The sequence below is a fragment of the Pseudoalteromonas sp. T1lg65 genome (assembly GCF_051930985.1).
GTDB lineage: Bacteria > Pseudomonadota > Gammaproteobacteria > Enterobacterales > Alteromonadaceae > Pseudoalteromonas.
This window is the reverse complement of record NZ_CP196837.1, coordinates 3,188,688-3,209,601: the sequence shown is the minus strand read 5'-3', so window position 1 is coordinate 3,209,601 and position 20,914 is coordinate 3,188,688. Positions and strand designations below refer to the sequence as shown.

General features: G+C 43.6%; 16 protein-coding genes. 14 read left to right on the top strand and 2 right to left on the bottom strand.

The window, feature by feature from the left end; all coding sequences use genetic code 11:
* Positions 1–330 precede the first annotated feature (330 nt).
* Together acs and ACSLBF_RS14245 are read left to right on the top strand one after the other, a co-directional pair.
* Positions 331–2,271: an acetate--CoA ligase gene (gene acs, locus ACSLBF_RS14250; RefSeq protein ID WP_440054019.1), complete on the top strand. Its 1,941-nt coding sequence runs from the start codon at positions 331–333 to the stop codon at positions 2,269–2,271.
* A gap of 86 nt (positions 2,272–2,357) precedes the next feature.
* Positions 2,358–3,011, top strand: coding sequence for a LuxR C-terminal-related transcriptional regulator (locus tag ACSLBF_RS14245; protein ID WP_440054018.1), 654 nt, complete (start codon positions 2,358–2,360; stop codon positions 3,009–3,011).
* Between the two features lie 77 nt (positions 3,012–3,088).
* On the opposite strand, the gene purU is transcribed toward ACSLBF_RS14245, so the two are convergent.
* Positions 3,089–3,919 (bottom strand): formyltetrahydrofolate deformylase, encoded by an 831-nt coding sequence (gene purU, locus ACSLBF_RS14240; protein WP_440054017.1) that lies wholly within the window; start codon positions 3,917–3,919, stop codon positions 3,089–3,091.
* Positions 3,920–3,984: 65 nt separating this feature from the next.
* The gene (locus ACSLBF_RS14235; protein WP_440054016.1) at positions 3,985–7,413 is read right to left on the bottom strand and encodes a PAS domain-containing hybrid sensor histidine kinase/response regulator; all 3,429 of its coding nucleotides are present in this window, start codon (positions 7,411–7,413) and stop codon (positions 3,985–3,987) included.
* A 422-nt stretch (positions 7,414–7,835) separates the two neighbouring features.
* On the opposite strand from ACSLBF_RS14235, the gene ACSLBF_RS14230 reads away from it, so the two are divergent.
* The 12 genes from ACSLBF_RS14230 (at position 7,836) to ACSLBF_RS14175 (ending at position 20,818) form a co-directional block, all read left to right on the top strand.
* Positions 7,836–8,099: a DUF4212 domain-containing protein gene (locus ACSLBF_RS14230; RefSeq protein WP_440054015.1), complete on the top strand. Its 264-nt coding sequence runs from the start codon at positions 7,836–7,838 to the stop codon at positions 8,097–8,099.
* Positions 8,100–8,110: 11 nt separating this feature from the next.
* Positions 8,111–9,835, top strand: a complete 1,725-nt coding sequence (locus ACSLBF_RS14225) for a sodium:solute symporter family protein (protein WP_440054014.1) — start codon at positions 8,111–8,113, stop codon at positions 9,833–9,835.
* A 75-nt stretch (positions 9,836–9,910) separates the two neighbouring features.
* Positions 9,911–11,749 (top strand): DUF294 nucleotidyltransferase-like domain-containing protein, encoded by a 1,839-nt coding sequence (locus tag ACSLBF_RS14220; protein ID WP_440054013.1) that lies wholly within the window; start codon positions 9,911–9,913, stop codon positions 11,747–11,749.
* Positions 11,746–12,363: a 3'-5' exonuclease gene (locus ACSLBF_RS14215; RefSeq protein WP_440054012.1), complete on the top strand. Its 618-nt coding sequence runs from the start codon at positions 11,746–11,748 to the stop codon at positions 12,361–12,363. Before ACSLBF_RS14220 ends, ACSLBF_RS14215 begins: the two co-directional genes overlap by 4 nt.
* Positions 12,364–12,598: 235 nt before the next feature.
* Complete coding sequence (locus ACSLBF_RS14210) at positions 12,599–13,252, top strand: class I SAM-dependent methyltransferase (protein ID WP_440054011.1); 654 nt, start codon at positions 12,599–12,601, stop codon at positions 13,250–13,252.
* 223 nt (positions 13,253–13,475) lie between these two features.
* On the top strand, positions 13,476–14,483 hold the full coding sequence (gene epd / locus ACSLBF_RS14205) for an erythrose-4-phosphate dehydrogenase (RefSeq protein WP_440054010.1): 1,008 nt from the start codon (positions 13,476–13,478) through the stop codon (positions 14,481–14,483).
* 99 nt (positions 14,484–14,582) lie between these two features.
* Positions 14,583–15,761, top strand: a complete 1,179-nt coding sequence (locus tag ACSLBF_RS14200) for a phosphoglycerate kinase (RefSeq protein WP_440054009.1) — start codon at positions 14,583–14,585, stop codon at positions 15,759–15,761.
* Between the two features lie 150 nt (positions 15,762–15,911).
* Positions 15,912–16,976, top strand: a complete 1,065-nt coding sequence (fba, locus tag ACSLBF_RS14195; RefSeq protein ID WP_440056243.1) for a class II fructose-bisphosphate aldolase — start codon at positions 15,912–15,914, stop codon at positions 16,974–16,976.
* Positions 16,977–17,456: 480 nt separating this feature from the next.
* Positions 17,457–17,576 (top strand): peptidase inhibitor family I36 protein, encoded by a 120-nt coding sequence (locus tag ACSLBF_RS14190; RefSeq protein WP_440054008.1) that lies wholly within the window; start codon positions 17,457–17,459, stop codon positions 17,574–17,576.
* Positions 17,577–17,703: 127 nt separating this feature from the next.
* The gene (gene phoB, locus ACSLBF_RS14185) at positions 17,704–18,393 is read left to right on the top strand and encodes a phosphate regulon transcriptional regulator PhoB (protein WP_440054007.1); all 690 of its coding nucleotides are present in this window, start codon (positions 17,704–17,706) and stop codon (positions 18,391–18,393) included.
* Between the two features lie 51 nt (positions 18,394–18,444).
* On the top strand, positions 18,445–19,752 hold the full coding sequence (phoR, locus tag ACSLBF_RS14180; RefSeq protein ID WP_440054006.1) for a phosphate regulon sensor histidine kinase PhoR: 1,308 nt from the start codon (positions 18,445–18,447) through the stop codon (positions 19,750–19,752).
* 97 nt (positions 19,753–19,849) lie between these two features.
* On the top strand, positions 19,850–20,818 hold the full coding sequence (locus ACSLBF_RS14175; RefSeq protein WP_440054005.1) for a PstS family phosphate ABC transporter substrate-binding protein: 969 nt from the start codon (positions 19,850–19,852) through the stop codon (positions 20,816–20,818).
* The last annotated feature ends 96 nt before the right edge of the window (positions 20,819–20,914 follow it).

The following is a 20,914-nucleotide window of genomic DNA, read 5'->3' as shown; positions in this document are numbered from 1 at the left end:
ATACCTAAGAACCTATGTGTCTAATTCCAATGATGAGATTTTGTTCACTATCAAGGCGTCTTTACGCAGTAATAGCTGGCTATTACGAGTAAAACCTACGAAGAGAGTGGACTAAATAGCGTTATTGGACAAATTCGCTTATAAGCACTTGAGATTAGTTAACATAAAGCTTCAAAGTGTGAACGACTAAAAACACGTTCGAGTTAACTATCTACAACTAAGGTCTAATACTTTAGCGAGTAGTACTGAGTGATCCTAGTTGGCAGCGAGTCTGCCGTGGAATGTGATTATGAAACATTCACGGGACAAATCATGTTAATGGAGATGAGTATGTCGCAAAGCATTTATCCTGTTATTGAGCAAATCAAAGAAACCGCGTTGGTTAACGACGAGCAATATCAACAACTATATAAGCAGTCGATAGACAACCCGGAAAGTTTCTGGGCTGAACAGGGCAAGCGTCTAGATTGGTTCACCCCTTACAATAAAGTTAAAAATACCTCTTTCGATAAAGGCCACATTAGCATCAAGTGGTATGAAGATGGCGTGCTAAATGCGTCGTATAACTGTATCGACCGTCACCTTGCTGACAAAGCAAATAAAGTAGCGTTAATTTGGGAAGGGGATAACCCTGAACACAGTGAAAATATTACTTATCAGCAGCTTCATGATGAAGTTGCAAAGTTAGCAAATGGTCTGAAAAGCTTAGGCGTTCAAAAAGGTGATAGAGTTGCCATTTATATGCCAATGACCCCGCAAGCTATTTATGCGATGCAAGCGTGTGCGCGTATTGGTGCTATTCATTCGGTGGTGTTTGGTGGTTTCTCACCGTCTGCAATTGCTGATCGGATTAAAGACTCTGGCGCCAAGGTGGTGATCACCTCTGACGAAGGTCGCCGTGGTGGGAACTCGGTACCATTAAAAGCAAACGTTGATGAAGCGGTTGCACAACCTTCTGTCACTAGTGTTGAGCACGTGATTGTGCATCAGCTTACTGGCGGGGATGTTGAGTGGAATAGCCATGATGTGTGGTGGCATGAACTAACAGCACAGCAAGCAGCGCTATGTGAGCCAGAGCCAATGAGTGCTGAAGATCCGCTATTTATCCTGTACACCTCAGGATCAACAGGTCAACCAAAAGGGGTTGTGCACACCACTGGCGGTTATCTCGTTTACTCGTCTATGACGCATGAATATGTATTCGATCTAAAAGAAGAGGATATCTATTGGTGTAGTGCCGATGTGGGTTGGATCACTGGTCATAGCTATATTGCTTATGGACCGCTAGTGAATGGCTGTACTCAGGTAATTTTTGAGGGCATACCCACGTACCCCACTTCTGGCCGTATGGGAGAAGTTGTCGATAAACACGGCGTAACCATTCTATACACTGCCCCAACAGCGATTCGCGCTTTGATGGCTAAAGGGGATGAGCCTACGGCGAGCTCCAAGCGGGATAGCTTAAGAATTTTAGGGTCGGTGGGTGAGCCAATTAACCCTGAAGCGTGGACTTGGTATCACGAGCAGATCGGGAATAGCCAGTGTCCAATCGTGGATACTTGGTGGCAAACTGAAACCGGTGGCATTATGATCACGCCATTACCCGGGGCAACCGCATTGAAACCGGGCTCAGCAACTCGTCCATTCTTTGGTATTGCGCCTGCTTTGTTTGATGCTGAGGGCAATACATTGGAAGGCGCGGTGGATGGTAACTTGGTTATTCTCGATAGTTGGCCTTCTCAAGCAAGAACGGTTTATGGCGACCATGAACGTTTCGAGCAAACCTACTTCTCAGCCTATCCGGGTGTATATTTCACTGGTGATGGTTGTCGTCGAGATGAAGATGGATACTACTGGATCACTGGTCGAGTAGATGATGTATTAAACGTATCTGGGCACCGTCTGGGCACCGCAGAAATTGAAAGCGCGTTGGTCGCGCACGAAGCGGTCGCTGAAGCTGCTGTGGTTGGCTATCCACATGACATCAAAGGGCAGGGAATTTACGTCTATGTCACACCGAATGAAGGCGTGGTGGTGAGTGAAGCGTTAACTAAAGAAGTACGTGCTTGGGTCAGAAAAGAGCTTAGCCCGATTGCTTCGCCGGATATGATCCAGTGGTCGCCAGGTCTGCCTAAAACGCGTTCGGGCAAAATTATGCGCCGTATTTTGCGTAAAATCGCAGCCAACGAATATCAGCAATTGGGGGATACTTCGACACTTGCCGATCCAAGTGTGGTTGATGAACTAATTGAGAACCGTCTCAACCGTTAACCTAAAAGCTTGAATTGCGGCCTAATATAACCATACTATTACGGCTGTTATCTTGCAGATAACAGCCGATTTTTTAGGAGCATAGCATGTATCAGTTTTTAATTGCGGACGATCACCCATTGTTTAGGGAAGCACTTAAAGGCGCTCTTAAGTCGCACTTTGAAGCGCTGGAAGTATTTGAGTCCGAGAATTTTGACACCACGCTTGCGGTCCTTGAACAACAAGAAGAATTGGACTTACTCCTCCTTGATCTGCACATGCCCGGAAATGGTGACTTGTACGGATTAATCAGAATTAGAGAAGACTACCCAAGCTTGCCTGTTGTTGTTGTATCTGGAAGTGAAGACGTAACTATTATCTCTAAAGTGATGGGATACGGTGCCATGGGCTTTATTCCCAAGGCTGCATCAGCTACACAGATAGCGGAAGCCATCAATAGGGTGTTAGAAGGGGATACTTGGTTACCCGATGAAGTACAGGACAAAGTAGCTGAAATCGAGTCAGAAGATAAAGTTTTAGCTCAGCAGGTCGCGTCGTTAACGCCACAACAATACAAAGTCTTACAGTACTTACATGAAGGCTTATTAAACAAACAAATCGCCTACGAGCTCAATATTTCAGAAGCCACTGTGAAGGCACATATTACGGCAATTTTTAGGAAGCTTGGGGTGTATAATCGCACGCAAGCGGTGTTAATTGCTTCAAAATTGCAACTAGAACCAATAGAAGCGACTGAGTAATAACACATAAAAAACCAACCCAGTTATTCATGTCAGAGCAATCGGGTTGGTATTCATTTATAACCGTGTTACTAATATTAAGAAAACACCACCGTCTTATTGCCGTTAATAAACACTTTGTGTTCGCAGGCGAGTTGCAACGCATTACAAAACACCGTTTTCTCAATATCCTTACCGATTTTCGCCATTTCTTCAGCGTGATTGGCATGGGTAATTTGCGTGACATTTTGCGCAATGATTGGGCCTTCATCGAGTTCATCATTGACAAAATGTGCCGTTGCCCCAATGATTTTAACCCCACGTTCAAACGCTTGGTGATAGGGTTTTGCGCCAATAAAAGCGGGTAAAAATGAGTGGTGGATATTGATAATTTTGCCATCAAAACGACCCACAAATTCAGGGCTTAGAATGCGCATATATTTGGCCAAGCCAATAATGTCTGGTTGGTAGCGCTCAATAACTTCAGCCATTGCTTTATCATGCTCAACCCGACTCAGCCCTTCATGAGATACACAATGAAAAGGAATACCAAAGCCACTCGCTAATTTTTCTAGGTCAGGGTAGTTTGCGATCACCGCTTGGATTTCAATATTGAACGCTTGTTCATAGTGTTTAAGCAGCACACCACCCAAGCAATGGGCTTCTTTGGTTGCAAGTAACACCACTTTGGTTTTTTCTTGACCGTGCAGCGCCACTTTGGCACCACTGGGAAGTTGTTGGCGTAATTGCGCCAGAAAACCTTCGCTGGGCGTGCCCGTCAGCTCGGTACGCATAAAAAAACGCTTGGCAGATTTATCAACAAACTCGTTATTACGGACAATATTAAGCTTATGTTCGTGACATAAGTTAGTGACCTTAGCGATAAGCCCGATATCATCGGCACACTCGGTCGTTAGTATGTATTTCATTTCCTCATTCCTGTTCGTTTTCACGAACTTTCAGCATACTGCGAAATTCACCAAGATGGAAAGTCTTATCTTGCATGATTCAGTAGTGCCTTCAGCTTGGCTGGTTTCACTGGCTTAGACAAGTAATGAATGTCTTGTGCTTTGGCTTGTGCTTTGAGTTCGTTGTCACGTACCGCGGTAATTAAAATTGCTGTCACCGGTGATTGCCAAATTTCTCTCAGCGTCTTAATCAGTGAAATACCGTCGTATTGCTCATCATTAAGTTGGTAGTCCATTAAAATCACATCAGGAGCGTCATGTTGTCGTGCGTATGCAATGACTGCATCGGCTTTTGAAAAAGAACTGTACTGGGTATTCCACTTTTCTAGCAAACTGGCCATGGCTTCGAGGTTTTTCGGGTCGTCGTCGACGGCAATTAGGTTGAGCGTTTTTTCGCTAATGGTTTTTTGACTCAGTTCATTTTTTTGAGTGATCAACTCGACATTACCGTAAGGAATTTCGATGCTAAAACAGCTGCCTTTATCTTTAGTTGAGCGCACCATAATGGGAATCGAGAGAAGATCGCACAAGCGTTTTACCACACCCAGTCCTAGTCCAATGCCTTTATTATCGCGGGATTGTATCCGGTAAAAGTCATTAAAGATCTTTTGTTGCTCTTGTTCGCTAATTCCAGGCCCAGTATCCCAAACTTCTAACCTCAAACTATGATTTCGCGCTCGGCAGGCGATGAGTACTTTTCCGTGTTCTGTATATTTCACCGCATTTGACACCAAATTTTGGATAATTCTGCGCAGATAAGTGATATCGCTGTGCACGGTAGCGCTACAACTTCTTACTTTTAGTTGTAGCCCTTTTTCTTTGGATAAAATGGCGTACTCACTGGCAAGGGGACTAAGAATATCGTCAATCGCAAAGTGTCGAGGCGAGGGCTTCATTGCGCCTTGTTCTAATTTTGCGATGTCTAATAAAGCGCTCATTAGGTGGACAGTCGAATCTAAACTGTCACTGAGCTTTTCAAAGTTACTTTGGTCTTTACTTGCTAGCTGGTTCTCATCAATGGCGCCAAGGTACAGTCTTGCTGCATTCAACGGTTGCAGAATATCGTGACTGGCTAAGGCCAAAAAGCGTGTTTTGCTGTCGTTAGCGCGTTCGGCTTCTTTTTTGGCTGCAACCAGTGCTTGCTCTGTGGTTTCTCGGTTTGCTATTTCAGCCTTCAAATCTTGGTTGATAGCTCGGATCTCTTGAGTACGAGCTTCGATCCGGTTTTCCAGATCCATGTTGATTTCTTCCAGCGCATTTTGTGTGGCGATGTGAGCTGTAATGTCGGAAAAGCTAGTAACAAATCCGCCTTCTGGCAGCGGGTTACCTGTCATTTCAAACACCTGTCCATCACGGCGATGGCGAATAAAGTGATGTGATGTGCCATTTTTAAGGTGTTGCACCCGTTTATTCACGTGCTTTTCAATTTCACCAGGGCCACATTCACCACGCTCTGCATTGAAGCGGATCACTTCTTCAATTGGCTGCCCAACTTGTAAAAAACCATCGGGATAGTCGAACATTTCATTGTAACGCTTGTTCCAAGCGACGAGGTTTAAGTTCTTGTCCACCACAGAAATACCATGACTAAGGTTTTCTAGCGACGTAAAAAGGATGTTTTGATTAAATTGCAGTGCTTGGGTGGTTTCATCAAAAAAGTTAACCACTTCCTCAAATGCAAGTTGCTTACCCGATGACACACTGCGAATTAAGGCGCGCGCAGAAGACGCACCCAATACGCCAGTGAGCGCCCGTTCACAAAAAGCGATAAAGTCTGGCTCGGGGTAAGTGTCGTTATCTCCAAGTTCATGGTTCAGCACATAATGACTAAGAAGTTGCTGGCTACGTTGTACGCCCAAAAAGGTTTGGAGCAGAATTTTAAAGTCATAAATAGTGGCTCTGACTTCTTTATTAAGTCGTCTAGCAAGTGCTGCTTGCTCTTTGGGATTAACAAATGCAGCGGCTTGAATACGGTCAACTAAGCGCTCCTGCGCACCCAGTGAAAAACTGATATAACAACTGATATTGGCAAGCAAGGCCAGCAACGTGCCTTGGGTGATGATACTTTGACGTGCTTCGTATTCAATTAAACTGGGCGCCTCAAGGATCGGCAGCATTAAAAAGAGCACCCAACAGATAAAGCCCGCTATCAGGCCTGCGTAAACGCCGTAAGCATGGCCTTTTCGCCAGTACAAACCACCAACAATGGCTGGCAATAACTGAGTAACTAAAGAAAACGCCACCAATCCCATATTGGCTAAGGCTTCGCCGTGACCAAACCATTGTTGATACATATAAGAAAGCACAAGAATAGCGGCAATAATAAAGCGCCTAACCAGTAAAATTGGTGTTTTATAGTTGCTATTCAGCGCATTCTTTTTAAATTTTCTTTTTAATATCAATGGCAAAACGACATCGTTAGATAACATGGTACTAAGCGTTAACGTTGCGACCACAATCATCGCTGTTGCTGCCGACAGCCCTCCGATAAACACAAAGGTTGCCAGAATCGGATGTTCCATCATCAATGGAAGCGCCAGAACAAAACTATCCGCGCCGGTACCTTGGCCAATATCAGGATGGATTGCGGCAGTGGCGATGGGGATGATCATGGCTGCAATTAGCAACAGATAGAGCGAAAAGCCCCAACGTGCGGTTTTTAGGTGATTAGTATTATGGTTATCAACCACAATGACATGAAACTGTCTTGGTAAACAAACAATGGCAGCTGCTGCCATCAGCGACTGGCCAATAAAGTTGAAGTTGAAAAATTCAAAGCCTTGCCAGTGAACTTTCATTTCGCTGAAAGTTGTATCAGTATCGCTCAAGGCTAACCATGCCAGTACCGCTACTACGGCTAAAGCTAATAGCTTGATAATGGACTCAAAGGCGATAGCGAGCATTAATCCGGAGCGGTATTCGGTCACATCCACTTTACGAGTACCAAAAAAGATAGCAAACAATGCCATCGCAAATGTACCGAGTAACGCTAACGCCGTGCCGGAGATCTGCTCGCCTTCTTGTAGCAGTGAAAAGCTGCTGCTTAGGGCTTTAAGTTGCAGCGCGATATAGGGGATGGTCGCCAGCAGTGCGATCATAGTTACCATAATGGCGGTGGATTGGCGCTTACCATAGCGAGCAGAAATAAAGTCAGCGATGGTGGTGATATTTTGTTTTTTACTAACCAATATCAGTTTTCTTAAAAATCGCTGACCGAAAAGAAACAACAAGGTTGGGCCAAGCAATATTGGCAGATAATGCCAAGAACTGGTGGCAGCGGTGCCCACCGAGCCATAATAAGTCCACGAGGTACAGTAAATCCCCAAAGAAAACGCATACACGAACGGATGGTGGCTTATTTTTAATGCAGTTGGTGTGGTTTTGTCTCCCCAGTTCGCCAACCAAAAAAGTATCCCGATGTAAGCGACTGAAACCAATATGAGCGCAATAGTCATAGTGTGCGTGTTGTTATTATCCTGTTATTTCTGAGCCCTACTGTATCAGAACATCTACGGATTGTTGTGGATTAATTACCACACAACAGCTCCCGTAATGTGATTAGGACCAATATAAAGATCAAGACGTTAAGCGTCTTTAACCTGAATATCATGATACTTCATTGTTGAAATTAGACTAATGTCTTATGACATCACCTTTCCTTCAGTCCGGTAGCTAAATCGGCACATGAAAAAAGTTAACGTTATGAAAATAAATAGCTTTTTACTCAATGAGCCTTTGTCGGTATGCAGTTTACGTAAACGTAACCTGTTCGTTACGACTAAGGTCTCAATTTAAACTTGCCCCGCCATTGCTACTCTCACAGAGGACAACTAACACTAATTCTTGTTTATCGTTAGCAAGTAATAGGGGATTTAAAATGGCTTTTAAAAGTGAAGAACAAGCAAAAGCATACTGGTCAGAAAATCTCGCCTTAATGTTTAAGCTACTAACCATTTGGTTTGTCGTTTCCTTTGGGTTCGGCATCTTATTGGTAGATGTACTCAATGAAATCAGATTCTTCGGTTTTAAACTGGGTTTTTGGTTTTCGCAGCAAGGTGCAATTTATACCTTCGTGGCACTGATTTTTGTTTACGCGATAAAAATGAATGCCTTAGATAAAAAATACGGCGTAGATGAATAAGGAGTCGGGTGATGGATGTGCAAATTCTAACCTTTATTATAGTTGGCCTTAGCTTCGCACTTTACATCGGTATTGCGATTTGGGCGCGTGCGGGCTCAACTAATGAATTTTACGTAGCGGGAGGCGGTGTTCCACCGGTTGCAAACGGGATGGCGACGGCCGCAGACTGGATGAGTGCAGCCTCGTTTATTTCAATGGCTGGGATCATCTCTTTCGCAGGTTATGACGGTGGTGTGTATTTGATGGGATGGACCGGTGGATACGTGTTACTCGCGCTCTGTCTTGCGCCATATCTTCGCAAGTTTGGTAAGTTTACCGTGCCAGACTTTATCGGTGACCGCTACTATTCACAAGTAGCACGTGTTGTCGCTATTCTGTGTGCGATCTTTATCTGTTTCACCTACATTGCGGGCCAGATGCGCGGCGTTGGCGTAGTATTCTCGCGTTTCTTGGAAGTCGACATTGAAACTGGTGTTTACATCGGTATGGTAATCGTTTTCTTCTACGCGGTGCTTGGTGGCATGAAAGGGATCACGTATACCCAAGTTGCACAGTACTGTGTATTGGTGTTTGCGTATCTCGTTCCAGCCATCTTTATCTCATTGATGATGACAGGCCACTTACTGCCGCAAACGGGCTTTGGTGCGACGTTATCTGACGGTTCAGGTACTTATTTGCTTGATAAACTCGATGGGCTAAGTACCGAATTAGGCTTTGCCCAATACACCGAGGGTTCTAAGAGTATGGTTGACGTGTTCGCAATCACAGCTGCGCTAATGGTCGGTACTGCAGGTTTGCCACACGTTATTGTACGCTTTTTTACCGTACCAAAAGTAAAAGATACTCGTATTTCAGCAGCTTGGACTTTGGTTTTTATTGCTATTGTGTATACCACAGCGCCGGCGGTTGCTTCTTTTGCTCGTGTAAACATGATCGACACCATTAATGGTAAAGATGGCAGTGGCACAGTTTACGAAGAAGCGCCGCAATGGGTGAAAAACTGGGAAAGAACAGGTCTTATCGTGTTTAACGACAAAAACGGCGATGGCAAAATGTCTTACTCAGCAGGCAAGTTAGAAGACCCAGCTAGCGCGAATGAGGTAAAAATTGACCGCGATATCATGGTATTAGCCAATCCAGAAATTGCTGATTTACCAGCATGGGTAATCGCATTGGTCGCAGCCGGCGGTATTGCCGCAGCGCTATCAACCACTGCAGGCTTACTGTTGGTGATCTCAACCTCGGTATCTCATGATCTGTTAAAACGAACAATTAATCCAAATATCAATGATAAACAAGAGCTGTTGGCGGCTCGACTATCGGCGATGGTTGCCATAGCCATCTCTGCTTATTTTGGTATTAATCCGCCTGGGTTTGTGGCATCGGTGGTGGCATTTGCTTTTGGCCTTGCGGCGGCTAGCTTCTTCCCTGCCATTATCATGGGCATTTTCTCTAAGCGAATGAACAAAGAAGGTGCCATCGCGGGTATGGTGACTGGCATCGGCTTCACTGCGGCTTATATCATTTACTTCAAGTTTGTCAGTCCCGAGTTGAACGCGCCTGCAAACTGGTTGTTTGGTATTTCACCGGAAGGGATCGGTATTATTGGTATGTTGATCAACTTTGGTGTGGCAGCTGTAGTGATGAAATTAACTGCTGATACCCCTGAAGAAGTAAAACAAATGGTTGAAGGGATCCGTAACCCCAAAGGAACGAGTGCTGCACACGCGCACTAATAAGGTGTTGTAATAGAAGTGCCCGGCTGTAATGTCGGGCACGTTTGTTTTGACCCACAGTAAACAGGGATTGAAATGACACCCGAAATTCAAGATATCTACCAGTTTGTGCTTAAGCAGGCACCGTTTAGTGAGCTGCCGGAGTCAGCAGCCAGCTACTTTGCAAAGCATCTCGAAATTGTCTACCTGACGGCTGCAAACCAGCATCATTGGCTGAAAAGTGGCGAGCCGAATCTGTATTTGATCCGCTCAGGGTTAGTCGACTTAATCTCACCAAAAGATGAATTAATTGGGCGAATGAGCCAAGGTGACTACTTTGGCTATCCGTCACTACTCACCGGCGATGCCATTCAAAATCGGATTGAAGTGCAACAAGAAGGGTTGTTGTATGTGTTGGCCCAGCCTGAGTTTGACTTTTTGCGCCGTGAATACAAAGCTTTTGAGCAATACTTTGTGCGTGCTCATGCCAATCGGTTGCTGTCATCCAAATATAAGCAACAAAATGAAACGTGGTCGGAACGAAAGATCGCTGAATTGATGAACAAAGCTGCGGTGTCTATCTCGCCCACTTCTAGCATTAGAGAAGCGGCAAAAAAAATGAGTGAGTTCGGCGTTTCATCCATAATGGTCACTGAGCAGGCTAAGTTGGTGGGATTGGTGACAGACAGAGATCTGCGTAACCGAGTATTGGCTAAAGATGTGTCGCCAGAGCTTGCTCTCGCTGAAATTATGACGAGATCACCCAAGCATATTTTTGAAAACAATCGGGTTTTTACTGCCCTGCACTTAATGCTAAAACACAATATTCATCATTTACCCGTGTTAGACGAAAACTTTAGACCATTAGGAATGTTGACCAGTACGGATCTACTACGGCAGCAAAAGAGCGATCCGGTGCAATTGATTGGGCGGATCTACAAGGCGCAAAACCTTCATACCTTAAAAACCTGCGCACAAGAGATCCCAGAGTTGCTTCGCAAGTTTTCGTATCATATTGAAGATATTTCATTAATCGGCAAGCTGCTCAGTGGTCTCACTGATGCGATGACCTCTCGATTGATCTTTTTATATCAGGATAAACACGGCCAAGCGCCTTGTCGCTTTGCGTGGATCTGTTTTGGATCGCAAGCAAGGGAGGAGCAAACACTTCACTCAGATCAAGACAACGGGCTATTGCTACCTGATGATGTTGAGCCTCATCACCGTGAATATTTCGCAGCGATGGGAACGTTTGTTTGTGAGCAGCTTAATGAATGTGGCATTGTCTCTTGTCCAGGCAATATTATGGCAAGTAATCCAGAATGCCAGGCGACAGTCACACAATGGACCGAAAAGTTTTCAGCCTGGATAACATCTCCCACGCCAAAGGCGATGCTAAATTGCAAAATTTACTTTGATATGCGCTTTATTGATGGGGCGGGAGATTTGTATGCCGCACTGAGTCACGCGTTGGCAGGGATCAGTAAAAATGAGCTTTTTTACGCGGCGATGGCAAGTGATATTAATACTAATTCTGTGCCAATTGGGTTATTCCAGCAATTTAAACTGGAAGGGGAAGATAGTAAACATAAGTATCTGAACCTTAAAAAGCGGGGCGTTGCCATTATCAATGATGTGGTACGGCTTTATGCACTGCGAGCGGGTGTAGAGAAAGCCAACACTTTAGAGCGCCTCGATACTTTAGCTGGTGGTCAATTGTTGGTGAAAGAAGATCTCGATAACTTAACAGACTGCTGGCGGTATCTTACTCAGTTAAGATTAAAAACTCAGATCAATCATGAAGGGTTACCGGCCAATTGTATTAACCCTGAGCATTTATCCTCACTGGAACGCCATCAACTTAAAGAGGCCTTTTATCTGGTCAAGCAAGCACAGCAAGCATGTGCATTTAAATTTGCCAGAGGCAGTTTATGAGTTGGTTTTCGCGAATTGTACAGCAATGGAAAAACAGTCATTTAGAATTTTCAGAGGCAAGCTGTGTTGTCGTCGACTTAGAGCTGACAGGACTTGATCCCAAAAACGGTGAAATTGTCTCGCTGGCTTGGCTGCCAGTGGAAAGCGGTCGGATAATCGTAAAGCGCAGCCAACTACTACTAAACAAAGAGGTCGCAACATTATCACAAAGCCCAATTTATCATGGTGTGGATAACCATACGTTAAAAGCTCAAGGCAAGAGTTTGAAGACTTTAGTTACTCAGTTTTGCAAAGAAATTGATGGCAAAGTGTTGGTGGCACACAACCTTCCGTTGGATTGGTCTTTTCTGAAAGTAGCAATAAATCACTACCAGCTTTCACAAAAACCAGCTTTGATGCTAGATACAATGCAGATCGAAAAAAACAAAATCTTGCAAAGTGGTTATCCGCTTGCGCAAGATGCGCTAACTTTAAGTCAATGCCGTGCAAGATACGGCTTGCCATCTCATCAAGTGCACGATGCGTTAAGCGATGCGCTAGCTACAGCCGAGCTGTTACTTGCCCAAGTTAGTAGTACTAAAAATCCCCACTGTCGTATTCGAGATTTAAAATAACTCCTACACGACTATGCTGCTTAATAGAATAAAAAGGTGACTGTAGGCAAATAGAGAGTTTCAATGAAATATTTTCGTGATGTTTACGCTACTCAAAAGTGTGCTATGTTTGGCCTTGAATAATGCCTGTGGTACAGGTGTCAACGTTGGAGTGAATATGCCGATTAGGCGAGATTTTGTAGTCTCCTCAGTATAATTTCTAATTTAATTTCGATTCCCAAAAAGAGACTAAAAAATGGATAAACAGGCGACTATTGCAGGGCAAGCAGTCTATACAAAGAATGTACTTTCAATCTATGATTTTTGGGTATTAGGCGTATCTAACCGTTATTTTTGGAAATGTCCAACGCCACGGATTGCTGAAAAGTTTGTTGAGCAGGTCTCGGATAACCATTTAGATGTTGGAGTTGGTTCTGGCTATTATCTTAAGCACTTTTTACCCCAGACAACACAGCGAATCGCGCTGTTAGACTTAAATCAAAACAGTTTGGATAAAGCATCTGAAGTGATCAGTCACTTTCAGCCTGAAATTTACCGAGCTGATATCCTACAGCCACTTAAGCTGAACGCGGAAAAGTTTGATTCAATCAGCGTTAACTTTCTACTTCATTGTTTGCCGGGAAGTATTTCCACAAAAGGAATTATATTTGAGCACTTGAAAGAATATATGACGACGGGTGGAGTATTGTTTGGAAGTACTATTTTAGGAAAGGGAACCGAGCAGAACTTTGTTGCGCGCAAGCTAATGGGTATTTATAACGAAAAAGGGATCTTTAGTAATCTTGATGACGATCTGGATTCATTGACCGAAGTGTTAAATGAGCAATTTATTGATGTTAGCGTCGAGTTGGTCGGGTGCGTCGCTTTGTTTTCAGGTAAAAAGGCCTGAACTTAATGAAAGACCAACAGGCTCTAATTATCCCGATTTAAGACGTCCAGTTATACCTGCTCTTTGTATTAGTCACGTCATAATGAGGCTAGAAGGCAAAGTTGGACAAGCAGCTATAAAAATTTATGCCTAAGTCTTACACATTTGTCTAAGGTCTATTACAATAGCCGCATCTTAACGGGGGGAGACTTTCGTACTTGCGATTTAGTAGGTTTTTATTTTAATGGCAATTAAGCTCGCAATTAATGGTTTTGGGCGAATAGGGCGCAACATTGTTCGCGCACTGTATGAATCTCAGCGCAATAATGAAATTGAAATCGTTGCTATCAACGAGTTAGCAGACCCACAAGGCATTGCGCATCTATTAAAGTATGACACATCACATGGCCGTTTTGGCTATCCTGTTTCTCTAACCGCCTCCTTTTTACAAGTTGCTGACGACCAAATTCAGCTTTTTTCTGAGCCTGATCCTAGTCATTTACCCTGGCGTGCGCTCGATGTGGATGTGGTATTGGATTGTACCGGGGTTTATCATTCGAGACAGCATGCCCTGCAACACATTCAAGCTGGGGCAAAGAAGGTATTGTTTTCGCACCCAGCAGATGCGGATGTTGATGCGACCGTTATTTACGGTATCAACGACGAGGTATTGCTGCCCGAACACACCATCGTATCAAATGGGTCTTGTACTACTAACTGTATTGTTCCTGTCATAAAAGTACTAGATGATCACTTTGGAATAGAATCAGGGGCTATCACAACGATTCATGCTTCGATGCATGATCAACAAGTGATCGATGCGTATCACAGTGATTTACGCCGTACTCGTGCTGCGAGTCAATCGATTATTCCTGTCGATACCAAGCTGGCACGCGGTATAGAAAGAATCTTACCTAAGTTTCAAGGTCGTTTTGAAGCTATTGCGGTACGTGTACCAACTATAAACGTGACGGCGATGGATCTCAGTGTGACGGTGAATCAAGACGTAACACTTGAAGCGGTAAATCAAGCATTACAAAACGCCAGTGGTGGTCGACTGGAAGGAATTTTGAGTTATACCGAAGAACCATTAGTCTCGGTTGATTTTAATCATGATGCGCATTCTTGTATCATAGATGGTACACAAACCCGGGTAAGCCACAAGCGCCTAGTGAAATTATTGGTCTGGTGTGACAACGAGTGGGGATTTGCCAATCGTATGCTAGACACGGCAGCATCTATGATGCGCTAAATTTTAGGCAATGGTGATAGGCCATACCTTTGTCATTGCCAATAAAACAAAAGTATCAGTAGTCAAAAAATCATGTATCGTTCTTGAAGGAGAGTTCCCATGTCAGTCATTAAGATGGCAGATTTAGATTTAAACGGTAAACGAGTACTCATTCGTGAAGACCTAAATGTGCCTGTTAAGGATGGCAAAGTCGCTTCAGATGCGCGCATTCGTGCCGCGTTGCCAACCATTAAGCTTGCTTTAGAAAAAGGCGCAAAGGTAATGGTAATGTCGCACCTGGGTAGACCGACAGAGGGAGAGTACGATCCTCAGTTTTCTATGCAGCCAGTCGTTGACTATCTAGCACAAGCATTACCACAGCAAGTTCGCTTAGCAAAAGATTACCTAGATGGTGTTGAGGTTGCAGACAACGAGGTTGTGGTGTTTGAAAACGTGCGCTTTAACATTGGTGAAAAGAAAGACGACGAAGCGCTTGCGAAGAAGCTCGCTGCACTGTGCGATGTGTATGTAATGGATGCGTTTGGTACTGCTCACCGTGCTCAAGCATCAACGCATGGCGTTGGTTTATTTGCAGAAGTTGCTTGTGCAGGACCATTGCTTGCCGCTGAGCTTGATGCTTTAGGCAAAGCGCTAGACAATCCAGCAAGACCGTTAGTGGCAATTGTTGGTGGGTCAAAAGTGTCGACGAAACTAACCGTATTAGATTCATTGTCTACTGTGGTTGACCAGTTAGTTACTGGTGGTGGCATAGCAAACACCTTTATCGCAGCTGCGGGTCATCCAGTAGGTAAGTCTTTGTATGAAGCGGATTTAATTCCTGAAGCAAACAAGCTGTCTAATGCTGCTAAAGCCAATGATGGCGAAATTCCAGTACCGACCGATGTCGTGGTAGGCAACGAATTTTCTGAATCTGCAGTAGCAGTAATTAAAGATGTTACAGAAGTATCTGATGATGACATGATCTTTGACATCGGTCCTGATACAGCGACTCATCTTGCAAATATCATTGCTAAAGCAGGCACTGTAGTTTGGAATGGTCCGGTTGGGGTATTCGAATTTGATCAGTTCGGCAACGGCACAGAAGCGATTGCGAATGCCATCGCTAAGTCATCGGCATTTTCGATTGCCGGTGGTGGTGACACATTAGCTGCAATTGATAAGTATGGTGTAGAAAAAGACATTTCTTACATCTCAACAGGTGGTGGTGCTTTCTTAGAGTTTTTAGAAGGCAAAAAATTACCAGCAGTTGCTATGCTTGAAAAAAGAGCAAATAGTTAAGTAATAGACTCAGAAATAAAGCTCTCTCACTTTCACTTTATTTCTGAGTAGGCGCATTGCGCCAATGCTGGACGGGTCATGGATTCGTTCAGCTTTTCTAATCCCGTTCAAACCGATAGCGATGGCTATCAACAATTGGAGAAAAGCGATATGGCTTTAATCAGTATGCGTCAACTTTTGGACCATGCAGCTGAACATGGCTACGGTGTTCCAGCGTTCAACGTAAACAACCAAGAGCAAATGCGTGCCATCATGGAAGCAGCGGACAAGACCAACAGTCCGGTTATTGTGCAAGGTTCAGCTGGTGCACGTAAGTATGCAGGCGCGCCTTTCATTCGTCACATGATTTTAGCAGCGATTGAAGAATGGCCGCATATCCCAGTTGTTATGCATCAAGACCACGGTACTTCTCCAGCTGTGTGTCAGCGTTCTATCCAGTTAGGTTTTTCATCAGTGATGATGGATGGTTCACTGCTTGAAGATGGCAAAACACCTTCGAGCTATGAGTACAATGTGGATGTAACACGTCGTACCGTTGAAATGGCGCATGCGTGCGGTGTTTCTGTTGAGGGGGAACTAGGTGTACTAGGTTCATTAGAAACTGGTGAAGCTGGGGAAGAAGATGGTATTGGTGCGGTTGGTAAACTAACTCACGACCAACTACTTACCGATCCTGAAGAGGCGGCTGACTTTGTAAGAAAAACCGGTGTTGACGCGCTAGCAATTGCGTGTGGTACATCGCATGGTGCTTACAAGTTTACTCGTCCACCAACAGGCGACATTCTTGCGATCAATCGCATCAAAGAAATCCACGCACGTATTCCAAACACACACTTAGTCATGCATGGCTCATCTTCAGTACCGCAAGAGTGGCTGGCGGTGATTAATGAGTTTGGTGGTGAAATCCCAGAGACTTATGGCGTGCCAGTTGAGCAGATCGTGGAAGGGATCAAACATGGTGTGCGTAAAGTAAATATCGATACGGATCTGCGTTTGGCATCTACCGGTGCGGTTCGTCGTCACCTTGCACAGAACCCTTCAAATTTTGATCCTCGTAAATTCCTTGCTGAAGCAACTAAAGCGATGACTGAAATTTGTATTGCACGCTACGAAGCTTTTGGCACAGCGGGTCAAGCCAATAAGATCAAGCCGATTTCTTTGGATGAGATGCACCTTAAATACTTAAGTGGTGAATTAAACGCACAAGTTAAGTAATCACTTAGCTTATAGTATCCAGCAATTAAGCATAAGCCCTCTGATGATCAGGGGGCTTTTTTTTACCAACTAAATGAACATTTGTCTGTTATACCAATTGTATTAATTCTCTAACCAATTTGAAGGGAGAAATACCCTATTAGCTTCGTTAAAAATTTCTCATTTAGAATAACTAACTAGCTCATTTATTTAATGCAATTGGTATTGCAGGGATCAGATTTTTATCAAGCACAGCATGTAGAGATCAACTTCTTACTAACAAGGATCAGGATCTTACTAAGCAGGATCATCGTTTTACCAAGTTGTTTGATCTCATTATGAAAAGATCAATGACTTACCACGTAATCAATATAGGTGCAGCTATGAATAAGAGGCTTTGTGCTTATAAATTGCACTACCAGTTGGTATAAAAATGATCTTTAACACTTCGTCTTAGTAAAAAAATGATCCTCAAAGCGTTAGTTAATAAAATCGTGATCCGTGGATCTTTGCTTATCATTTACCGATCAATGTAGGAGTCATTATCACTGCGTATGGTCTGAGCCTAATTATAGTGGAAGTAGCTACCCGCAAAAATTAGCTAGGTTTTTCATTGTTTAAGTCGCTATGTATCCAAAATAGAAATTTTTTTTAGCGAGATTGTACTTTAGCAGTTAGACTTTCATAAAATTGTCATAGTTAGTCATAATAATGACATCAACACATCAGTAATGAGAGAACATTTGGGATGTCACGTAAAGTACTTGTAGTTGATGATGAAGCACCTATCAGAGAGATGCTGGTGTTTGTACTAGAGCAAAATGGTTTCCAAGCGATTGAAGCCGAAGATTACGATTCTGCGATTGCAGCAATGGTAGAACCTTATCCAGACATGGTGTTATTGGATTGGATGTTACCAGGTGGTAGCGGCATTCAAATTGCGAAGAAATTCAAGCAAAGCGAATATACACGTCAAATCCCTATTATCATGCTTACCGCTCGTGGTGAAGAAGAAGATAAAGTCAAAGGATTAGAAGTCGGTGCCGACGACTACGTGACAAAGCCGTTTTCTCCTAAAGAACTTATGGCTCGAATTAAAGCGGTGATGCGTCGAGTTTCTCCTACCTCGTTGGAAGAAGCAATCGAAGTGCATGGTTTGCGATTAGATCCAATTTCTCACCGCGTGACTTCGGCAGGCACAGAGCTAGATATGGGGCCAACTGAGTTCCGATTACTACACTTCTTTATGACACATCCTGAGCGTGTATATAGCCGTGAACAGCTACTTGATCATGTTTGGGGTACTAATGTATATGTTGAAGATCGTACCGTTGACGTGCATATTAGACGTTTACGCAAAGCGATTGCGCCTTTAGGTCATGACCGTTTAGTACAAACTGTACGTGGCGCGGGTTATCGTTTTTCTAGTAAACTGTAGTCGTATACTATGTTGGAGTACGTAGTAAGTACTCCATAACGGACTTGATTCATGTATAAAGTGATTGATAAACAGGCGCTGTTCAGACGCCTGTTTTTGTATTTTTTACCGCTAGGCGTTATCGGGTATTTCCTCGACATTCCCTTTATTCTGTTATCTGTTGGTGCACTCGCGCTGTTGGTGTGGCATTACCAGCAGTTATATCGACTCAGTGACTGGTTGTTGAATCAACGCAGCTTTAATCCACCTGAAGGGAAAGGGGCGTGGGAACAAGTATTTGAAGGAATTTACCAACTTCAACAACGCAATAGAAAAAAGCGTAACGAGTTGGCGGAGCTAATTCGTCGTTTTAGAGAAGGTGCTGAAGCAATTCCTGATGCTGTTGTCGTTTTGCAAAAAGATTTGAGTATTGTGTGGTGTAATCAATTAGCACTTAAAGTACTAGGATTACAGTGGCCAACTGACCATGGTCAACGCTTAGACAACTTGATCCGAGATCCAAAATTCGTTCGCTACATGCTGCGTCAACGCTTTGATGAGCCGCTCGAGTTAGAGACCGGGCTTGCGCATGAGAAAGTATTGGAAATTCGAGTGATGCCTTATGCAGAGCAGCTGATGCTAGTTGCCAGGGATATCAGTCGCTTAAAGCAACTAGAACAAATGCGTAAGGATTTCGTGGCAAATGTTTCTCATGAATTGCGAACGCCTTTAACCGTCATGGCGGGTTATCTTGAAATGATGGACAGTGATAATATGCCACCGCCAGCGATATGGGAAAAAGCACATGGTACGATGATGGAGCAATGCAAACGGATGGATAGTTTGGTGAACCAGTTATTGTCACTTTCTCGGATCGAAGGCGCAAGAAAACAAGACAACGACAAAGCGGTAAATGTGCCGGCGATGCTCGATCTTATTCATACCGAAGCCAACTCACTTAACCAAGATAAAGGACATGAACTGGTATTTAACATTGATAGAAATATCGATGTTAAAGGTGCGCCAGATGAGTTGAGAAGTGCTTTTTCTAATCTGGTTTTTAATGCCATTCATTACACTAAGCCTGGCGGTAAAATTGAAGTCAATTGGCAGCTGGTAAATGACCTGCCTCAATTTAGTGTTATCGATAATGGAGATGGTATTGCGGCTGAACACATCCACCGTTTGACTGAACGATTTTATCGAGTTGATAAGGCTCGTAGTCGCAAGACCGGTGGATCGGGCTTGGGCTTAGCTATTACCAAGCATGTACTTTCTAGACATGACTCTACATTAAAGATTGAAAGTAAAGTTGGTGAAGGCTCGAAATTTTGGTTTGCTTTTCCAAAAACAAAAGGCATTTTTATGACAATGGATTGAAGTCACAAAATTGTAATCTGACAGTAATTTTATTGTCATTTATGAGCTGCAAAATGAGCAACATAAACTAATGGGACCAACAACTGGAGTGACCCGAATGAAATTTAAAAGCTTAGTTGCCGCAATGGGTGTGGCTGTTACTACTTTAGTATCATCACAAGTTTCTGCTCTTGATGAGAAACTACCTGCATATGAGAAAACCAGCGGTATCTCAGGAAACTTTTCATCTGTGGGCTCAGATACCCTAGCAAACATGATGACATTTTGGGCTGAAGAATATAAGCGCATTTACCCAAATGTAAACATCCAAATTCAAGCCGCAGGTTCATCTACTGCGCCACCAGCGTTAACAGAAGCAACAGCTAACTTCGGTCCAATGAGCCGAAAAATGAAATCAAAAGAAATCGAAGCTTTTGAGAAGCGTTATGGCTACAAGCCAACCGAAGTTCGAGTTGCAATCGATGCCTTGGCTGTTTTTGTTCATAAAGATAATCCAATTGAAGGTTTGACGATTCAACAAGTGGATTCGATTTTCTCTTCTACACGTAAATGTGGTGCCGCTGCAGAAGCAAATCGTTGGAGCGACTTAGGGTTATCTGGTGATTGGGGTACGAAAGACATCCAGTTATACGGTCGTAACTCTGTATCAGGTACTTACGGTTACTTTAAGAAGAAAGCGTTGTGTAAGGGTGATTTCAAAAACAATGTAAACGAGCAGCCAGGTTCAGCATCTGTTGTACAGTCTATTTCTTCATCGGTGAATGCAATAGGGTACTCAGGAATTGGTTACAAAACTTCAGGTGTTCGTACTGTACCACTTGCGAAAAAAGGTACCAATTTTGTTGATGCAACATTAGAAAATGTCGCAACAGGTAAGTATCCGCTTTCACGCTTCTTATATGTATATGTGAATAAGCACCCAAATAAACCGCTTTCTCCAATTGAAGCCGAATTTTTGAAAATGGTGCTTTCTAAAGAAGGTCAGAAAATTGTAGAAAAAGACGGATATGTGCCACTTACGAGTGAAATGGCGACTAGAGAGCTAAACAAGTTAGGCTTGCTATAACCGTTCTTTTTTAGAAATCCAAATGCCGCGTAAGAACGCGGCATTTTGCTATCCAACGCTGAAAAAACACTTTGGCCTACAAAAAACTGACCAATC

Bases quoted from the DNA above. Each gene is read 5' to 3' on its own strand.
- ACSLBF_RS14175 (WP_440054005.1), top strand. From the start codon at position 19,850: ATGAAATTTAAAAGCTTAGTTGCCGCAATGGGTGTGGCTGTTACTACT.
- acs (WP_440054019.1), top strand. From the start codon at position 331: ATGTCGCAAAGCATTTATCCTGTTATTGAGCAAATCAAAGAAACCGCG.
- ACSLBF_RS14235 (WP_440054016.1), bottom strand. From the start codon at position 7,413: ATGACTATTGCGCTCATATTGGTTTCAGTCGCTTACATCGGGATACTT.
- phoB (WP_440054007.1), top strand. From the start codon at position 17,704: ATGTCACGTAAAGTACTTGTAGTTGATGATGAAGCACCTATCAGAGAG.
- epd (WP_440054010.1), top strand. From the start codon at position 13,476: ATGGCAATTAAGCTCGCAATTAATGGTTTTGGGCGAATAGGGCGCAAC.
- ACSLBF_RS14230 (WP_440054015.1), top strand. From the start codon at position 7,836: ATGGCTTTTAAAAGTGAAGAACAAGCAAAAGCATACTGGTCAGAAAAT.
- fba (WP_440056243.1), top strand. From the start codon at position 15,912: ATGGCTTTAATCAGTATGCGTCAACTTTTGGACCATGCAGCTGAACAT.
- ACSLBF_RS14225 (WP_440054014.1), top strand. From the start codon at position 8,111: ATGGATGTGCAAATTCTAACCTTTATTATAGTTGGCCTTAGCTTCGCA.
- phoR (WP_440054006.1), top strand. From the start codon at position 18,445: ATGTATAAAGTGATTGATAAACAGGCGCTGTTCAGACGCCTGTTTTTG.
- ACSLBF_RS14215 (WP_440054012.1), top strand. From the start codon at position 11,746: ATGAGTTGGTTTTCGCGAATTGTACAGCAATGGAAAAACAGTCATTTA.
- ACSLBF_RS14220 (WP_440054013.1), top strand. From the start codon at position 9,911: ATGACACCCGAAATTCAAGATATCTACCAGTTTGTGCTTAAGCAGGCA.
- ACSLBF_RS14245 (WP_440054018.1), top strand. From the start codon at position 2,358: ATGTATCAGTTTTTAATTGCGGACGATCACCCATTGTTTAGGGAAGCA.
- ACSLBF_RS14200 (WP_440054009.1), top strand. From the start codon at position 14,583: ATGTCAGTCATTAAGATGGCAGATTTAGATTTAAACGGTAAACGAGTA.
- ACSLBF_RS14210 (WP_440054011.1), top strand. From the start codon at position 12,599: ATGGATAAACAGGCGACTATTGCAGGGCAAGCAGTCTATACAAAGAAT.
- purU (WP_440054017.1), bottom strand. From the start codon at position 3,919: ATGAAATACATACTAACGACCGAGTGTGCCGATGATATCGGGCTTATC.